This window comes from Mesorhizobium sp. M1329, assembly GCF_040318035.1.
Taxonomy (GTDB): Bacteria; Pseudomonadota; Alphaproteobacteria; order Rhizobiales; family Rhizobiaceae; genus Mesorhizobium.
Genome location: NZ_JAMYLN010000002.1, coordinates 241,922 through 255,689 on the forward strand (window position 1 = coordinate 241,922; position 13,768 = coordinate 255,689).

At 62.2% G+C, this 13,768-nt stretch carries 14 protein-coding genes; 5 read left to right on the forward strand and 9 right to left on the reverse strand.

The features are described from left to right. The first annotated feature begins 12 nt into the window (after positions 1-12). Complete coding sequence (locus NKH21_RS03045) at positions 13-891, forward strand: AraC family transcriptional regulator (protein ID WP_352862996.1); 879 nt, start codon at positions 13-15, stop codon at positions 889-891. Positions 892-898: 7 nt separating this feature from the next. On the opposite strand, the gene NKH21_RS03050 is transcribed toward NKH21_RS03045, so the two are convergent. Further along, the gene (locus NKH21_RS03050) at positions 899-1,744 is read right to left on the reverse strand and encodes a MurR/RpiR family transcriptional regulator (protein WP_352663941.1); all 846 of its coding nucleotides are present in this window, start codon (positions 1,742-1,744) and stop codon (positions 899-901) included. 154 nt (positions 1,745-1,898) lie between these two features. Here NKH21_RS03050 and NKH21_RS03055 point away from each other — a divergent pair, with 154 nt between their 5' ends. Beyond that, positions 1,899-3,008 carry a Gfo/Idh/MocA family protein gene (locus NKH21_RS03055; RefSeq protein ID WP_352862997.1) on the forward strand — a complete coding sequence of 370 codons (1,110 nt, stop codon included), beginning with the start codon at positions 1,899-1,901 and terminating at the stop codon, positions 3,006-3,008. 46 nt (positions 3,009-3,054) lie between these two features. On the opposite strand, the gene NKH21_RS03060 is transcribed toward NKH21_RS03055, so the two are convergent. After that, the gene (locus NKH21_RS03060; protein WP_352863100.1) at positions 3,055-3,756 is read right to left on the reverse strand and encodes a helix-turn-helix transcriptional regulator; all 702 of its coding nucleotides are present in this window, start codon (positions 3,754-3,756) and stop codon (positions 3,055-3,057) included. 126 nt (positions 3,757-3,882) lie between these two features. Here NKH21_RS03060 and NKH21_RS03065 point away from each other — a divergent pair, with 126 nt between their 5' ends. Next, positions 3,883-4,518, forward strand: a complete 636-nt coding sequence (locus tag NKH21_RS03065; protein ID WP_352663531.1) for a LysE family translocator — start codon at positions 3,883-3,885, stop codon at positions 4,516-4,518. A gap of 56 nt (positions 4,519-4,574) precedes the next feature. Here the strand turns inward: NKH21_RS03065 and NKH21_RS03070 are convergent, their stop codons facing one another. From NKH21_RS03070 to NKH21_RS03100, 7 genes are all read right to left on the reverse strand, one after another. After that, on the reverse strand, positions 4,575-5,666 hold the full coding sequence (locus NKH21_RS03070; protein ID WP_352862998.1) for a 3-deoxy-7-phosphoheptulonate synthase: 1,092 nt from the start codon (positions 5,664-5,666) through the stop codon (positions 4,575-4,577). Positions 5,667-6,016: 350 nt separating this feature from the next. Next, the gene (locus tag NKH21_RS03075; RefSeq protein WP_352862999.1) at positions 6,017-6,811 is read right to left on the reverse strand and encodes an SDR family oxidoreductase; all 795 of its coding nucleotides are present in this window, start codon (positions 6,809-6,811) and stop codon (positions 6,017-6,019) included. 23 nt (positions 6,812-6,834) lie between these two features. Continuing rightward, positions 6,835-7,836 carry an inositol 2-dehydrogenase gene (gene iolG, locus NKH21_RS03080; protein WP_352863000.1) on the reverse strand — a complete coding sequence of 334 codons (1,002 nt, stop codon included), beginning with the start codon at positions 7,834-7,836 and terminating at the stop codon, positions 6,835-6,837. A 63-nt stretch (positions 7,837-7,899) separates the two neighbouring features. Next, positions 7,900-8,667, reverse strand: a complete 768-nt coding sequence (locus NKH21_RS03085; protein ID WP_254815918.1) for an ATP-binding cassette domain-containing protein — start codon at positions 8,665-8,667, stop codon at positions 7,900-7,902. A gap of 2 nt (positions 8,668-8,669) precedes the next feature. After that, positions 8,670-9,746 carry an ABC transporter permease gene (locus NKH21_RS03090; protein ID WP_292655972.1) on the reverse strand — a complete coding sequence of 359 codons (1,077 nt, stop codon included), beginning with the start codon at positions 9,744-9,746 and terminating at the stop codon, positions 8,670-8,672. A 115-nt stretch (positions 9,747-9,861) separates the two neighbouring features. Further along, positions 9,862-10,803, reverse strand: a complete 942-nt coding sequence (locus NKH21_RS03095; RefSeq protein WP_352863001.1) for a sugar ABC transporter substrate-binding protein — start codon at positions 10,801-10,803, stop codon at positions 9,862-9,864. A 309-nt stretch (positions 10,804-11,112) separates the two neighbouring features. Further along, on the reverse strand, positions 11,113-12,144 hold the full coding sequence (locus tag NKH21_RS03100; protein WP_352863002.1) for a LacI family DNA-binding transcriptional regulator: 1,032 nt from the start codon (positions 12,142-12,144) through the stop codon (positions 11,113-11,115). A gap of 118 nt (positions 12,145-12,262) precedes the next feature. Between NKH21_RS03100 and NKH21_RS03105 the strand changes: the two genes are divergently transcribed. After that, positions 12,263-13,411: a fatty acid desaturase family protein gene (locus NKH21_RS03105; protein WP_502911840.1), complete on the forward strand. Its 1,149-nt coding sequence runs from the start codon at positions 12,263-12,265 to the stop codon at positions 13,409-13,411. 40 nt (positions 13,412-13,451) lie between these two features. Then, positions 13,452-13,766, forward strand: a complete 315-nt coding sequence (locus NKH21_RS03110) for a MocE family 2Fe-2S type ferredoxin (RefSeq protein ID WP_352565657.1) — start codon at positions 13,452-13,454, stop codon at positions 13,764-13,766. The last annotated feature ends 2 nt before the right edge of the window (positions 13,767-13,768 follow it).

A 13,768-nucleotide genomic window follows, 5' to 3' on the forward strand; every position in this document is an offset into this window, starting at 1 on the left:
GATGCTGGCGCAATGAGCGAGGCGCTGCAGGAGTTGATCGAGATCGCCGGCCGCCATGCGTACGGGCGGCGAACAAGAACGGCGATTCCCCGTGTTTCGATCGGCCGCAGCGAAGTTGCCACGACGCCATCACCGGGCGTATGGGGATCGGGGATCTTATTCGTATTGCAGGGCGCGAAGACGGTTCTGATCGGCGACCGGGCTCTTCGTTACAATCCGGCCAGCTATTTCATCTACACTGTCGAGACGCCCACCATCAGCCAGATAGTCGAAGCGAGCGCGGCGCGTCCTTATCTGGCCATTGGCTTGACCCTTGACCTGCAGGCCGTCGCCGCGCTCCTCGTCGAGCACGGGCCGGCCCTCAGTGGCGACAGTTTCGCCACCTCGCCCGTTGATGACGACCTGCTCGACGCGTTGCGTCGAATGATGCGGTTGCTTGACCGGCCAGCGGAGATTGCCGTGCTCGCGACCATGATCGAGCGAGAGATGCTGTTTCGGCTCCTGCAAGGCCCCCAGGGCGGAAAGCTTCGTGAACTTGCGCGCGCCGATGGCCATCTGTCCCGGATTGGCCGGGCGATCGCCTGGATCCGTTCGCATCCCCATCAGCCGGTCCTCGTCGGCGATCTGGCCGAGATCGCCCGTATGAGCAGTGCCGCATTTTATCGTCACTTCAAGGCGGCGACGGCCATGAGCCCAATCCAGTATCAAAAGCAAATCCGCTTGCTGGAGGCCCGCCATCTGCTGATTGCCCAGCCGGGCAGCGTGGCGCGTGTCGCCTTCGCTGTCGGCTATGAGAGTGCTTCCCAGTTCAGCCGGGAGTATGCCCGCCAGTTTGGGTCGCCGCCTGCCCGCGACGCAGCGCGGCTTTTGCAGAAGGCGAAATGGCAATAGAGGTGATCTAAGGCTTGCGCTTCTTGCCGGTATCGCGCCGCTTCTCGCCGACGGCGACAGTCAGCGCCATGGCCAAAGCCATCGTCGCCGACAGCGAGCGGAAGCCGGCGAAATCGGCTTCGGCGACCTCGAACCAGACCCTGGCGAACTGGGCGAGCGGCGAAAAGGAGCTGTCGGTAATCGCCACGATCGGCACGCCTTGCTCCGAAATGACGCGCGCCTCCTCGATGGTGGCCGGGGCATAGGGCGAAAAGCTGATGGCGATGACGGCATCCCTTGGAGAGGCAAAGCCGATCATCTCTGCATTGAGGCCGGCGGCCGATTCGATCAGCTGGTTGCGGATCTTGAGCTTGCCCAATGCATAGGCGATATAGGAGGCAACCGGGTAAGAGCGCCGCTTGGCCAGCACGTAAATGGTTTCCGCCTTGGCCAGCACGGCGATCGCATCTTCGAAATGGTCTTCATTCAGCGTGCGCGAAATGTCGTTGAGCGAGGTGCTGGCTGCGGCGACAAAACCGTCGAAAATCGCCCGGTGGCCGGCGCCTTCCTCGGCCTTGGCGCGCAATGCCGCCAGCCTTTCATCATAGGATGAGTTGCGCTCGCGCAGGCGCTCGCGAAACACCAGCTGCAGGCTGGTGAAACCGTCAAAGCCAAGCTGCTGGGCAAAGCGGATCAGGGTCGAAGGCTGAACACCGGCGGAAGCGGCGATGCTGGCAGCGGTGCCGAAGGCGATATCGTCAGGGTTGTCGAGCGCATAGGCGGCGATCTGGGCGATGCGTTTCGGCAGGCTCTGGCGCCGCTCCAGGATCGTCGCCCGAAGCGTTTCGAAATCGCGAGGCACCCGTTCGTCCATCGTCGCTCCGCCCAGGCTCATCGTCGGTTCCCTCTGTGCCCCATCATAGCGGGCCTGTGCAAGAACACCATAAAAAATGAGACAAGCGTTCCATTCGGAGACAAAATGGACTAATTCATCCACACAAAATTCGGACGCAGCGGAGACAAAGCAGATGGTCGGGATAGGTCTTATCGGCACGGGCTTCATGGGCAAGTGCCACGCCATTGCCTGGAACGCGGTTGGCACCGTCTTTCCCGATGTGGCCAAGCCAAGGCTGGTCCATCTGGGCGAGGTCAACGAGGACCTTGCCAAACGCCGTGCCAGCGAATTCGGCTTCGCCAAGGCGTCCGGTGACTGGCGCGCCGTCGTCGACGATCCGGATGTCGATGTCATCTCGCTGACCACCCCGAACCAGTTCCACCCGGAAATGGCCATCGCCATCCTCGAAGCCGGCAAGCATCTGTGGTGTGAAAAACCGATGGCGCCGAGTTTTGCGGAGGCGCAAGCGATGGCTGCGGCCGCCCGGAAATCCGGCAAGGTTGCGGCGCTGGGCTATAACTACATCCAGAACCCGGCGATCCGTCATATCGGCGCGCTGCTCGACGAGAAGATCATCGGCGAGGTCAACCATCTGCGTATCGAGATGGACGAGGACTTCATGGCCGATCCGGAGGCGCTGTTCTTCTGGAAGCACGAGGCGGCGTCCGGTTACGGCGCGCTCGACGATTTCGCCGTGCATCCGCTGTCGCTCGTCGCCGTACTGTTCGGCCGCGTTGCCCGCGTCATGTGCGACATGGCCAGACCCTATGCCGACCGCCGCGTCGCCTCGGGCGGGCGCCGCGCGGTCGAGACCTATGACATCGCCAGCATCCTGATGCATCTCGAAAACGGCATCGCGGGCACGCTGCTGGTCAACCGTTCGGCCTGGGGCCGCAAAGGCCGGATCGCCATCCAGATTTTTGGTTCGAAGGGCTCAATCCTGTACGACCAGGAGCGGATGAATGAGTTCCAGCTCTATCTGACAGCCGACCGGCCGACCGAGCAAGGCTATCGCACCATCCTGGTGGCGCCGCACCATACGCCTTATGACGCCTTCCTGCCGGCGCCCGGCCACGGCCTCGGCTTCAACGACCTGAAGATCATCGAATGCCGGGAACTTTTGACGCGGCTTGCCGGCAAGCCGGCGCGGATCATCGACTTCGACGAAGGCCTGGAGATCGAGCGCACCGTGCACGCGATGGCGCGCTCGTTCGCGGAACAGCGCTGGATGGAGGTGCGGTAGTCTCCCGCTTGATAGGTTCTGGCATCCGCTTTTCGCGATGGTTGCTTCAATCGCCGGCAGCAGGGGCGTTCGTCTCCCAGCCGTTTACCCAGATCTGCCGCAACCGATCGCCTTCGCCCTTGAACCGTAGCCCTGTTGCCCGGCAGTCCCTGATCCGGTCGCTGCGGAAATTGCGGATCGCCTGGCGCAACTCGCACCAGGCGACGATGTTGGCGGTTTCTGCGTAATAGATCAGGGCGATCGGGCGGATGAGGCGCTCGGAGGCGCGGCCAAGTTCGTCGCGATAGGATAGGTCCAGCTTCTCCTCGTCGCGGATGGCGCGCCGTACCAGCGCCAGATCGACCGCGCCGGCCGAAGGCGCGGCGAACCCCCATGCATGCAGCGCATTGGCATCGAATGTCTGGCGCAAAGGAGGCGGCACCGCGCCGGCGATCTTGTCGCTGACGCGTTTGGCCGCCTGCTTGAGCTCGGTGTCGCCCGTGCGCTCCAGCAGTGCGAGCGACAGAACGATCGCCTCCATTTCTTCGATCGAAAACATCAGCGGCGGCAGATCGAATCCGGGGCGCAGGACATAGCCGATGCCTCGCCCGCCCTCAATCGGCACGCGCATTGCCTGCAGCGCGGCAATGTCGCGATAGACGGAGCGCACCGTCACTTCCAGCCGCTCGGCCATCATGGCTGCCGTCACCGGTTGCCTGGCCAGCCGCACGATCTGGATGATCTCGAACAGACGCGACGCCTTGCGCATTTCCTCGCCCGCTTCGATCACAACTGACACTACATCGTCAGTTGAGCTGACCTATACCACTGCTTATCGAATTGAAAATCACACATTCCTCAGCGGCTTGACCGGTCGAGGCGACAGGCAACTGACATGGGTTATGCGGAAAATCTCTGGCTGTTCTTCCTCCTCCTGTTCGGCATCATCATCGTGCCCGGCATGGACATGCTTTTCGTGCTCGCCAATGCGCTGACCGGAGGCGGCAAGAGGGGGCTTGCCGCGACCGGCGGCATCATGCTGGGCGGCATGGCGCATACGCTGAACGGCGCTGTCGGCGTCGGTTTGCTGATGCACTTCGTGCCGATCCTCTACAATCCGCTGCTGATTGCCGGCGCTGCCTACATGGCCTTTATCGGCCTGACGCTGATGCGCAGCTCGATCAAGATCGGCCACGAGCGGCTAGCCGGCAGCCGCTCCACTTGGAAGGCGTTTCGCCAGGGGCTGGTGATCTGCCTGATCAATCCCAAAGCCTATCTCTTCGTCTTTGCGGTCTATCCGCAGTTTCTGAAGCCCGCTTACGGCCCGATCTGGATGCAGGCGTCCATCATGGGATTGATGACGATCGCCCTGCAGTTTGCCGTCTATGGTGCACTTGCCCTTACCGCCGGTCGCAGCCGCAATCTCCTGGTCGCCAATCCCCGGGCGACCGCATTTGCCGGCCGGACGGCCGGACTGCTTCTCGTTGCGGTTTCGGTACTAACCGCCTGGCAAGGTCTGAAGGCGGCGTGAAGTCCTGGCTTGAAATCAGGACCCCCGCCTTGTCCTCGCTGGCATCTTCGGCCTCGTCAGGCGGCTCCAGGACGGTCGGCGATCATGGCGCGGCGCACCGACCGGCGCCGCTCGACGGCGTCGGCAAGGCCGTACAGCACCGTCTCAGTGGTTGCCCAGTCGATGCAGCCATCGGTGATGCTCTGGCCATAGACGAGCCGCTTGCCGGGCATGACATCCTGCCGGCCGGCGACAAGGTTGCTCTCGATCATGACGCCAATGATGCGCTCGTCGCCTGCCGCGACCTGGCCAGCCACGTCGGAGGCCACCCCTGGCTGGTTTTCCGGCTTCTTCGAGCTGTTGGCGTGGCTGACATCGATCATCAGCCGCGGCGCCACGCCGATCCGGCCGAGTTCCGCGCAGGCAGCAGCAATGCTGGCCGCGTCATAATTCGGCACAATACCGCCGCGCAGGATGACGTGGCAGTCCTCGTTGCCGGTGGTCGTCGCGATGGCGCTGCGCCCGCCCTTCGTCACCGCCATGAAATGATGCGGCTGGGCGGCGGATTTCACGGCTTCGGCGGCGATCCGCAAATTGCCGTCGGTGCCGTTCTTGAAGCCGACCGGGCAGGACAGGCCTGACGCCAGTTCGCGATGGATCTGGCTCTCGGTCGTGCGCGCGCCGATCGCTCCCCAGGCGACGAGGTCGGCAATATATTGCGGGGTGGCCATGTCGAGGAATTCGGTCGCCGCCGGCAGGCCGAGATTGTTCACGGCGGCGAGCACGTTGCGGGCCATCCTCAGGCCCTTGTCGATGTTGAAGCTGCCGTCGAGGTCGGGATCGTTGATCAGGCCCTTCCACCCGACCGTCGTGCGCGGCTTCTCGAAATACACGCGCATCACGATCTCCAGCCGGTCCGACAGGCTTTCACGCAGCGATGCCAAACGGCTGGCATAGTCTACGGCAGCGGCCGGATCGTGGATCGAACAGGGGCCGACGACGACCACCAGTCGGTCGTCGGTGCCGGTCAGCACGGCGTGGATGGCGTTGCGTGACGCGGCAACGGTGCGCGTTGCCGTCAGTGTGCGCGGTATTTCCCGCATCACCTCGTCCGGCGTACTCAATTCCCTGATTTCTTTGACCCGAAGATCGTCTGTGGTGGTCAACACGGCTTTCTGCTCCTGATTGGGGAGACCTGCCGGCTGAGACAAAAAAGCCGCCAGATCTGGCGGCTGTTCGGATGTTGTTGCTGCAATCTTCAGATCGAGCGCAATCCTCCCGCCGCCAGCGAGCTCATAAAGTACCAATAGGTGGCGGTCAGGTTGATCATGACGGCTGATATAGTCGAAGCGGTTGCGTTTGTCACGTGCCTGGTGAGGAGGAGGTCTACTCCAGCCCATTCGCGATTGGCTGAAGCCCCCCGAACTTCGTCATCCCAGGGCGAAGCAGGAGCGGAGCTCCGTCGCGGAGACCCGAGGATGACGAAGTGATGGGCGGCGTTCCGCTAGACTTGCCGGCATTATTCCGGCGACGCCCCGGCGATGCTCTGATCGTAGTCGACAAGCGACCCGGTCATGACGCCGGACTGCGGGCTGATCATATAGCTGATCAACCGGGCAAGCTGGTCCGGCTTCACCAATTGGCCCATCGGCTGTGCGGCTTCGGCCTTCGCCAGCCAGTCATCCGGCGCGTCGTGCCACTTCTTCTGCACGATGTCCTCGCCCTCGGTATCCATCCAGCCGGGCAGCACCGCATTGCAGCGGATGCGATTGCCGCGATAGGCATTGGCGACATTCTTGGTCAGTGTCGCCAGCGCTCCCTTGCTCGACGAATAGGGTGCCAGGAACGACTGGCCGCAATGCGCCGACATCGACAGCACGTTGACGATCGAGCCCGTTGCCTGGCGCGCCAGCAGATGCGCCACCACGCCCTGCATCAGGAAAAACGGGCCGCGCACATTGGTCTGGAATATCTGGTCGAAGAGATCCTCGGAGGTCTGGACCAGCGAGCCGCGAGCCGAGGTGGCGGCGGCGTTGACCAGCGCGTTGACGGTGCCGAAATGGCCAATCGCCGTTTCGACCGCACGCTTGCAGTCGGCCACTTTTGAGACGTCGGCGCTGATGAAGACGGCATCGACGCCTGCGCGCTTGAGAGCGGCGACAGCCCTGTCGCCCTTCTCCTGCGAGCGGCCGATCAGCGCCAGCGCCCGGCAGCCCTCATCGGCCAGCGCCTCGGCGACGGCGAAGCCGATGCCTTGTGCGCCGCCGGTGACGATGGCGCGTGTTTCGGAATTGCGACCGGCTGAACCGTTCATCGCCTTGCTCCTGTGCTTGATAGTCAGATTGTTTGGTCGAGGCGGACGGTCTTGCCTTCCTTGGCCGATTTCAGCGCCGCATCTGCCAGCCTCAGCGCCACCAGCCCGTCCTTGCCGCTCGGCGCCGCCTTCTTGCCTGACGTCGCTGCCGCGATGAAGGCAGCGATCTCGTTGGCATAGGCGTCGAGATAACGGGTCATGAAGAAATCGTGCAGCGGCGGCCGCGTATAGCCTTTCTCATTGGCAAGTTCGATCGACACCGGCCGCTGGTTCTCGGCCGCAATCATGCCTTTCGAGCCATGCACCTCGATACGCTGGTCGTAGCCGTAGGTGGCGCGGCGTGAGTTGGAGATGACGCATTGCTTGCCGGAGGCAGTTTCGAGGATCACGCTGACGCTGTCGAAGTCGCCGGCCTCGCCGATCTTCTTGTCGACCAGCACGGAAGCATGCGCGCTGACCGCCACCGGCTCCTCGCCGAGCAGGAATCGCGCCATGTCGAAATCATGAATGGTCATGTCGCGGAAGATGCCGCCCGAGCGGCCGATATAGTCGAGCGGCGGCGGGCCGGGATCGCGCGAGGTGATGGTCACCATCTCGACGGTGCCAATCGCACCGTCGTCGATAGCCTTGCGCACGGCGGCAAAATGCGGATCGAAGCGGCGGTTGAAGCCGACCATCAGGGTCGCGCCGGTCTTGTCGACGACGGCCAGGCAACGTTCCACCCTGGCGGCGTCGAGGTCGATCGGCTTTTCGCAGAAAATCGCTTTGCCCGCTTTGGCGAAGCGTTCGATCAGATCGGCATGGGTATCGGTCGGTGTGCAGATGACGACCGCATCGATATCGCCGGCCCGTTCGATGGCATCGATGCTGCGCACTTCGGCGCCATAGGCAGAGGCCAGATCGGTCGCCGCCTTCTCGAAGGCGTCGGCAACTGCAACCAGCCTGGCCTCAGGATTGGAACCGACAGCGCGAGCATGGACCTTGCCAATACGGCCGGCACCGAGAAGAGCAAAACGAAGAGGCATGAAGAATTTCCTTTGAAGATGGTTTGGAAGAAGGAGTCAGCGCCTGTGGCTCGGCGTTGGCCGTTACGCCGCAAGCTCCGCCTGCCCGGTCTTGGCACCGGTGATGTAGGAGACGATATCGTTGCCGTCAGTGTCCTGCTTGCGCAAATTGGCGACGATGCGGCCGCGCCGGAAAACGACGATGCGGTCGACCAGGTCGAACACCTGGCGCATGTTGTGAGAGATCAGGATCAGCGGTTCGCCATTCTCCTTCAGCGTGCGGATGATGTTTTCGACCTGCATCGTCTCCTGCACGCCGAGTGCCGCCGTCGGCTCATCCATGATGATGAGCTTGGAAGCAAAGGTCGCGGTTCTGGCAATTGCTACGCACTGGCGCTGGCCGCCCGACATGTGGCGGATGGTGTTGGAAAGATTGGGAATCTTGACCGCTGTGCGGACCAACGCCGCCTCGGTCGCCTTGCGCATGAATTTGCGATCGAGGATCGAGAAGGGCCCGAGATTGAAAAGCACCCGCTCGCGGCCGAGGAACAGGTTCGACGGCACGTCGAGGTCGTCGGCCAACGCCAGGTTCTGGAACACCGTCTCGATGCCCGCCTCGCGGGCTTCGATCGGCCCGGCGAAATTCACTTCCTTGCCGTCGAACCACATCCTGCCGCTGGTGCGCTGCTCGACGCCGGTTATCTGGCGCACGAAGGTCGATTTGCCGGCGCCGTTGTCGCCCATGATGGCGACGTGCTCACCCTTGCGCAGCTCGAAGTTGGCACCCTCCAGCGCATGGACGCCGCCATAATACTTGGTCAGGTTTTCGGTCTTCAGGACGATGTCCGACATGATCAAGCCCTCATTGCCCGCAGGCGTTGGCGCCACTGGTCGAGAACGACTGCGCCGACGATGATCACGCCTTTGACCATCTCCTGATAATAGGCGTCGAGGCGCAGAAAGGTGAAGCCGGAGATGATGACACCGAAAATCAGCGAGCCGATCACCGTCCCGATAATCGAACCGCGGCCGCCCGACAGCGACACGCCGCCGATAACCGCCATGGCGATCGCATCGAGCTCGTACATTACACCCATGCCGGCCTGGGCGGTGAGATTTTTCGAGCTCAGCACCACGGCGGCGAGCGCGGCGAGGACGCCGGCAATGACGTAGACGAGGATCTTGTGATTGGCGATGTTGATGCCGGACATGCGCGCGGCGTCCTCATTGGAGCCGATTGCATAGCAGTGCTTGCCATATTTGGTGTAGCTCAGGATCAGCTGGAACAGCACTGCGAGCGATATGAAAATGATGACGGGCATCAGCCCCTTGCCGATGGCGGCGAAACTCTCGGTCGGAAACGAGATCGGCTGTCCCTTCGACCACCATTTGGCGATGCCGCGCGCGGTGACCATCATGCCGAGGGTGGCGATGAACGGCGGGATGCGCGTGTAGGCGATCAAAGCGCCGTTGACCAAGCCGGCCAGCAGGCCGCAGCCGATCGCGACCAGCACCGGCACGATCACCGGCAGGTCGGTCCAGCCTTGGGCGATGAACATCGCCTTGGGGTTCGGGTTGCCATTGACGGTCGCCACCTGGGCGAAGCTCATGGCTATCATCGCCGTGGCGCCGACGATCGAACCCGAGGAAAGGTCGATGCCGCCGGTAATGATCACCTGCGTCACGCCGATCGCAATGATGCCGACGATCGACACCTGCAGGATGATGATCTGCAGGCGCGCTTCGTTGAAGATCGCATCGATATTGTCGCGGGTATTGAACAGGAAGCTGTCGCCCAGGAAAACCCGGCCGATCAGCTCGAAAGCGCCGACGAGGATGACGAGCGCCAGGAAGACGTTGAATTCGGCCGGCCATGCGCGCCGCTTTGCATCATAGCTGAGCCCGCCGACGCCGTGAGATGTCTGTGCCAATCGTGCTTCCTCCGTCAGCCACGGTTCTCCTCTCGGCGCTGTTCAGGCCGAGAGGGAAAAAGCGGAGCGGCGCTGTCTTACTTTGGCGCGCCGCTCCGTATCGGACAGGTCCGCCTCAGTTCTTCTTCAGGAACTTGTCGATATTTGCCGGCGTGACCAGCTGGAACGGGATGTAGACCTTGTGCTCGACCTTCTCGCCCTTCGCCAGCTTGAGCGCTGCGTCAAGCGCGCCGGCACCCTGGCCGGCCGCGTCCTGGAACACTGTCGCATCGAGGTCGCCCGCCTGCATCGCCGCAAGCGCATCCTGGGTAGCGTCGACGCCGCCGACGACAACCGACTTCATGTCGATGTTGGCGGCCTTCATCGCCTGGATGGCGCCGATGGCGCTTTCGTCATTATTGGCGATGACGCCGTCGAACGGCTTGCCGGTTGACAGCCAGTTGGTCATCAGGTTCTGCGCTTCTTCGCGCTTCCAGTTTGACGTCTGCTTGTCGATGATCTTGATGAAGCTGCACTCCGGCGCGGCGATCACGTCGTCAATGTCCTTGGTGCGCTGCACCGCTGCCTGGTTCGACAGCTCGCCCATGATCACATAGACGTTGGCTTCAGTCTTGCCGGCCTCCTTGAACAGGCGGCAGACCTCCTTGGTCTCAAGCGTGCCGGAATCGGCTTCGTTCGAGGCGACGAAGGCCTGGTTGTCGGGCAGCGTGTCGACGTTGACCGGCTCGCGATTGACATAGACCAGTGGAATCTTGGCAGCGGCGGCTGCGTCCGACATCGCCTGGGTGGCCGAGGTGTCGACCGGGTTGACGATGATGGCGTCAACGCCCGAGGCGGCGAAGTTCTTGATCTGGTCGAGTTGCTTGGCGACGTCGTTCTGCGCATCCTCCACCTGCAGCTCGACGCCATCCATGCCCTTGGCCTGCTCGATCATGCCGTTGCGCAGCACGGTGAGAAAATTGTCGTCGAACAACGCCATCGACACGCCGATCTTGGCAGCAAAGGCGGACGAACTCATCAGCGCCGCGAACGCGACGCCCAAAAGCAGTTTTTTCATTTTATTTCTCCTCCACATTGGTGTCCGGCTGCACCGATCTACCCGGAATCCCCGATCTCGCAGGGAATTCTCTCCCGATTGCCATTTTTGGTTCCGGAGGCATTTGCCTGAAACAGATCTTCCGGAACGAAAGAACCAAAATGCTCAGCTGGTGAAATATTTATTCCATTTCGCGTGGGCGTCAAGCGAGATTTCGCCATGAGGAATGGATTTTCGGCATTTCGAGCGCTTTTAGACCGACGCTCAGGCAAGTCAGGCCTGAAAGTGTTCTGATAGATTACATCATGTCTGCCGCCGATGACCGCGACGTCAGATGTTTTCCGGCAGATAAATGTCGAAGGGCAGAAAGGTCTGGCCCGGCGCATTCGCAGCGCCGGTCTCGATGGCATGCGCCATCAGCCCGACAAGCTCGCGGCAAAGCGCCGCCAGTGGCGTCGAGATCACCATGGTCAGAAAATTATCCGCCAGCGCCGCGCGCGAGTCGGGCGTGATCTCATTGCAGACGACCGCCGGCATCTCAGCCGGCTTTGCCTCCCTCAGCGCCGAGATCGCACCTTCCATGCCGCCACCGGCGACATAGCAACCGGCGAGATCGGGGTGGCGGGCCAGAAGCTCGATCATTGCATCATGCGTGATCTGGTTCGCTTCCAGATTGACCAATGTCTCGAGGAGAGTGAATTCCGGCGCCTGCTCGCGAAAGAAGGAGCGAAAACCGATCTCGCGAAGCTCATGGCCATGGAAGCGATGGCTGCCGACGAACAGGGCGACCTTGCCAGGTCTCTTCGCGGCCTTCGAGATCATCCAGGCAGCGGTGCGGCCGACCTTGCGATTGTCCAGGCCGACATAGCCCTCGCGAATACCGGACGCAAAGTCGGAAAGCAGGGAGAACACCGGTACGCCATTGGCTTTGAGAGCCTCGACGGCGACCGTCAGCGTCGGGTGATCAGGCCCGACCAGGGCGACGGCCCTGGATTTGGCGGCCAGCTTGCGCATCCGCTCGACGATCTCGTCCGGCGCCAGCGAAGCGGCGAAGTCGATGGTCGCCACGCCACGAAGCCGAGGCGACTGCGACACCGCCAGTTCAAGCTCGCGGGCAAATTCACTGTAGAAGACGTCCTCCCGCCGCAACAGCAGGAACCCGAGCCGGTATTCGGGCAATTCATGGCGCATCCGCTGCTTGATCAATCCGGCTGCGTGATAGCCGATGCTGGTCGCGGCCTCATAGACGCGGCGCGCGGTTTCCTCGCGCACCGGCAAGCGGTTGTTCAGCACCCGGTCGACGGTGGCAACGCTGACCCCCGAAATGCGTGCCAGGTCGGTGATCGTCGGCCGTTTCGCCATCGCTGCCTCACTCTACTGTCCGGCTCCCTTTTACACCATTCTGATGGAAAATGATAGAAACTATCTTTGTGATATTGAGCCTATCAGGGCTCGGCGCTATTTTGAACGCTGACCGAATATGATCGAGGCCTCCGCCATGGTGGATATTGGACTCCGAACCGGGAATACGAGCTCCGCAGCAGCGTCCCGACGCGACTACAGCCTGATCGGCCGCCACGCGAAGCTTGCCGTCGAGAGCGGGCTGGCGGCGGCCGAGTGGTATCACACCGACGTGCCGCGCAAGCAGATGAAGGAGCTGATGCAGCGCTCCGACGGCCCGGCGATCCGCGATACCATCATCTGGCTCGGCGCCATGATCCTCAGCGGAGCCGGCGCCGCCTGGTTCTGGGGCAGCTGGTGGTGTGTGCCGTTCTTCTTCGTCTACGGCGTCCTCTACGGTTCCTCCACCGATTCACGCTGGCACGAATGCGGCCACGGCACCGCCTTCAGGACGCAGTGGATGAACAACGCGGTCTATCAGGTCGCCTGCTTCATGATCATGCGCAACCCGGTGACCTGGCGCTGGAGCCATACGCGCCACCACACCGATACCATCATCGTCGGCCGCGATCCTGAGATATCGGTGATGCGTCCGCCCGATCTGCTGCGCGTGGTGCTCAACTTCGTCGGTATTCTCGATGCCTGGCATGCGATGAGCGACATGCTGCGCAATGCGGCCGGTATCATCAGCCCGGCCGAAAGAACCTTCATTCCCGACCAGGAGCAGCCGAAGGCAATCCGCATTGCCCGCATCTGGACGACAATCTATGCCGCGACCATTGCGCTGGCGCTCTATACCGGCTCGTTCCTGCCACTGATGCTGGTCGGTCTGCCCAGGCTTTACGGTGCCTGGCACCATGTCATGGTCGGCCTGCTGCAGCATGGCGGCCTGGCTGAAAACGTCACCGATCACCGGCTCAACAGCCGCACCGTCTACATGAACCCGATAAGCCGCTTCATCTACTGGAACATGAACTACCACGTCGAGCATCACATGTTTCCCATGGTGCCCTATCACGCGCTGCCCAGGCTACACGAACTGATCAAGCACGATCTGCCGGCGCCGACACCGTCCATCCTGGCCGGCTACCGCGAGATGGTACCCGCCTTCCTGCGCCAGCTGCGCAATGAGGATTATTTCATCAAGCGCGAACTGCCGCCGACGGCGAGGCCCTATCGCGAGGATTTCCACAACGATAACGCTGCCGCTGCGGTGGCTGCTGAATGAAAAGCCCACGCCGGGGCACCAAGAATCGGGGAAAGCGCAAATGAGCGACTGGGTCGAGGCTTGTGACGCTGGGGACATCGACGAAGAGGACGTGATGCGCTTCGACCATGGCGGTCGCACCTTTGCCATCTATCGCAGCCCCGACGACGAGTATTTCGCCACCGACGGGCTTTGCACGCATGAGAAGGTGCATCTGGCGGACGGGCTGGTGATGGACGATATCATCGAATGCCCGAAGCATAATGGCCGCTTCAATTACAAGACTGGGGCTGCCAGGGGCGCGCCGGTCTGCGTCGATCTAAGAACCTATCCGGTCAAAGTCGACGCCGGCAAAGTCCTTGTCCGGATCGGTTGATG

Excerpts from the sequence above, each read along its gene's own strand:
- NKH21_RS03105 (WP_502911840.1), top strand. The coding sequence starts at position 12,263 with ATGATCGAGGCCTCCGCCATGGTGGATATTGGACTCCGAACCGGGAAT.
- NKH21_RS03110 (WP_352565657.1), top strand. The coding sequence starts at position 13,452 with ATGAGCGACTGGGTCGAGGCTTGTGACGCTGGGGACATCGACGAAGAG.
- NKH21_RS03100 (WP_352863002.1), bottom strand. The coding sequence starts at position 12,144 with ATGGCGAAACGGCCGACGATCACCGACCTGGCACGCATTTCGGGGGTC.
- NKH21_RS03085 (WP_254815918.1), bottom strand. The coding sequence starts at position 8,667 with ATGTCGGACATCGTCCTGAAGACCGAAAACCTGACCAAGTATTATGGC.
- NKH21_RS03065 (WP_352663531.1), top strand. The coding sequence starts at position 3,883 with ATGGGTTATGCGGAAAATCTCTGGCTGTTCTTCCTCCTCCTGTTCGGC.
- iolG (WP_352863000.1), bottom strand. The coding sequence starts at position 7,836 with ATGCCTCTTCGTTTTGCTCTTCTCGGTGCCGGCCGTATTGGCAAGGTC.
- NKH21_RS03045 (WP_352862996.1), top strand. The coding sequence starts at position 13 with ATGAGCGAGGCGCTGCAGGAGTTGATCGAGATCGCCGGCCGCCATGCG.
- NKH21_RS03075 (WP_352862999.1), bottom strand. The coding sequence starts at position 6,811 with ATGAACGGTTCAGCCGGTCGCAATTCCGAAACACGCGCCATCGTCACC.
- NKH21_RS03095 (WP_352863001.1), bottom strand. The coding sequence starts at position 10,803 with ATGAAAAAACTGCTTTTGGGCGTCGCGTTCGCGGCGCTGATGAGTTCG.
- NKH21_RS03050 (WP_352663941.1), bottom strand. The coding sequence starts at position 1,744 with ATGGACGAACGGGTGCCTCGCGATTTCGAAACGCTTCGGGCGACGATC.
- NKH21_RS03055 (WP_352862997.1), top strand. The coding sequence starts at position 1,899 with ATGGTCGGGATAGGTCTTATCGGCACGGGCTTCATGGGCAAGTGCCAC.
- NKH21_RS03060 (WP_352863100.1), bottom strand. The coding sequence starts at position 3,756 with ATGCGCAAGGCGTCGCGTCTGTTCGAGATCATCCAGATCGTGCGGCTG.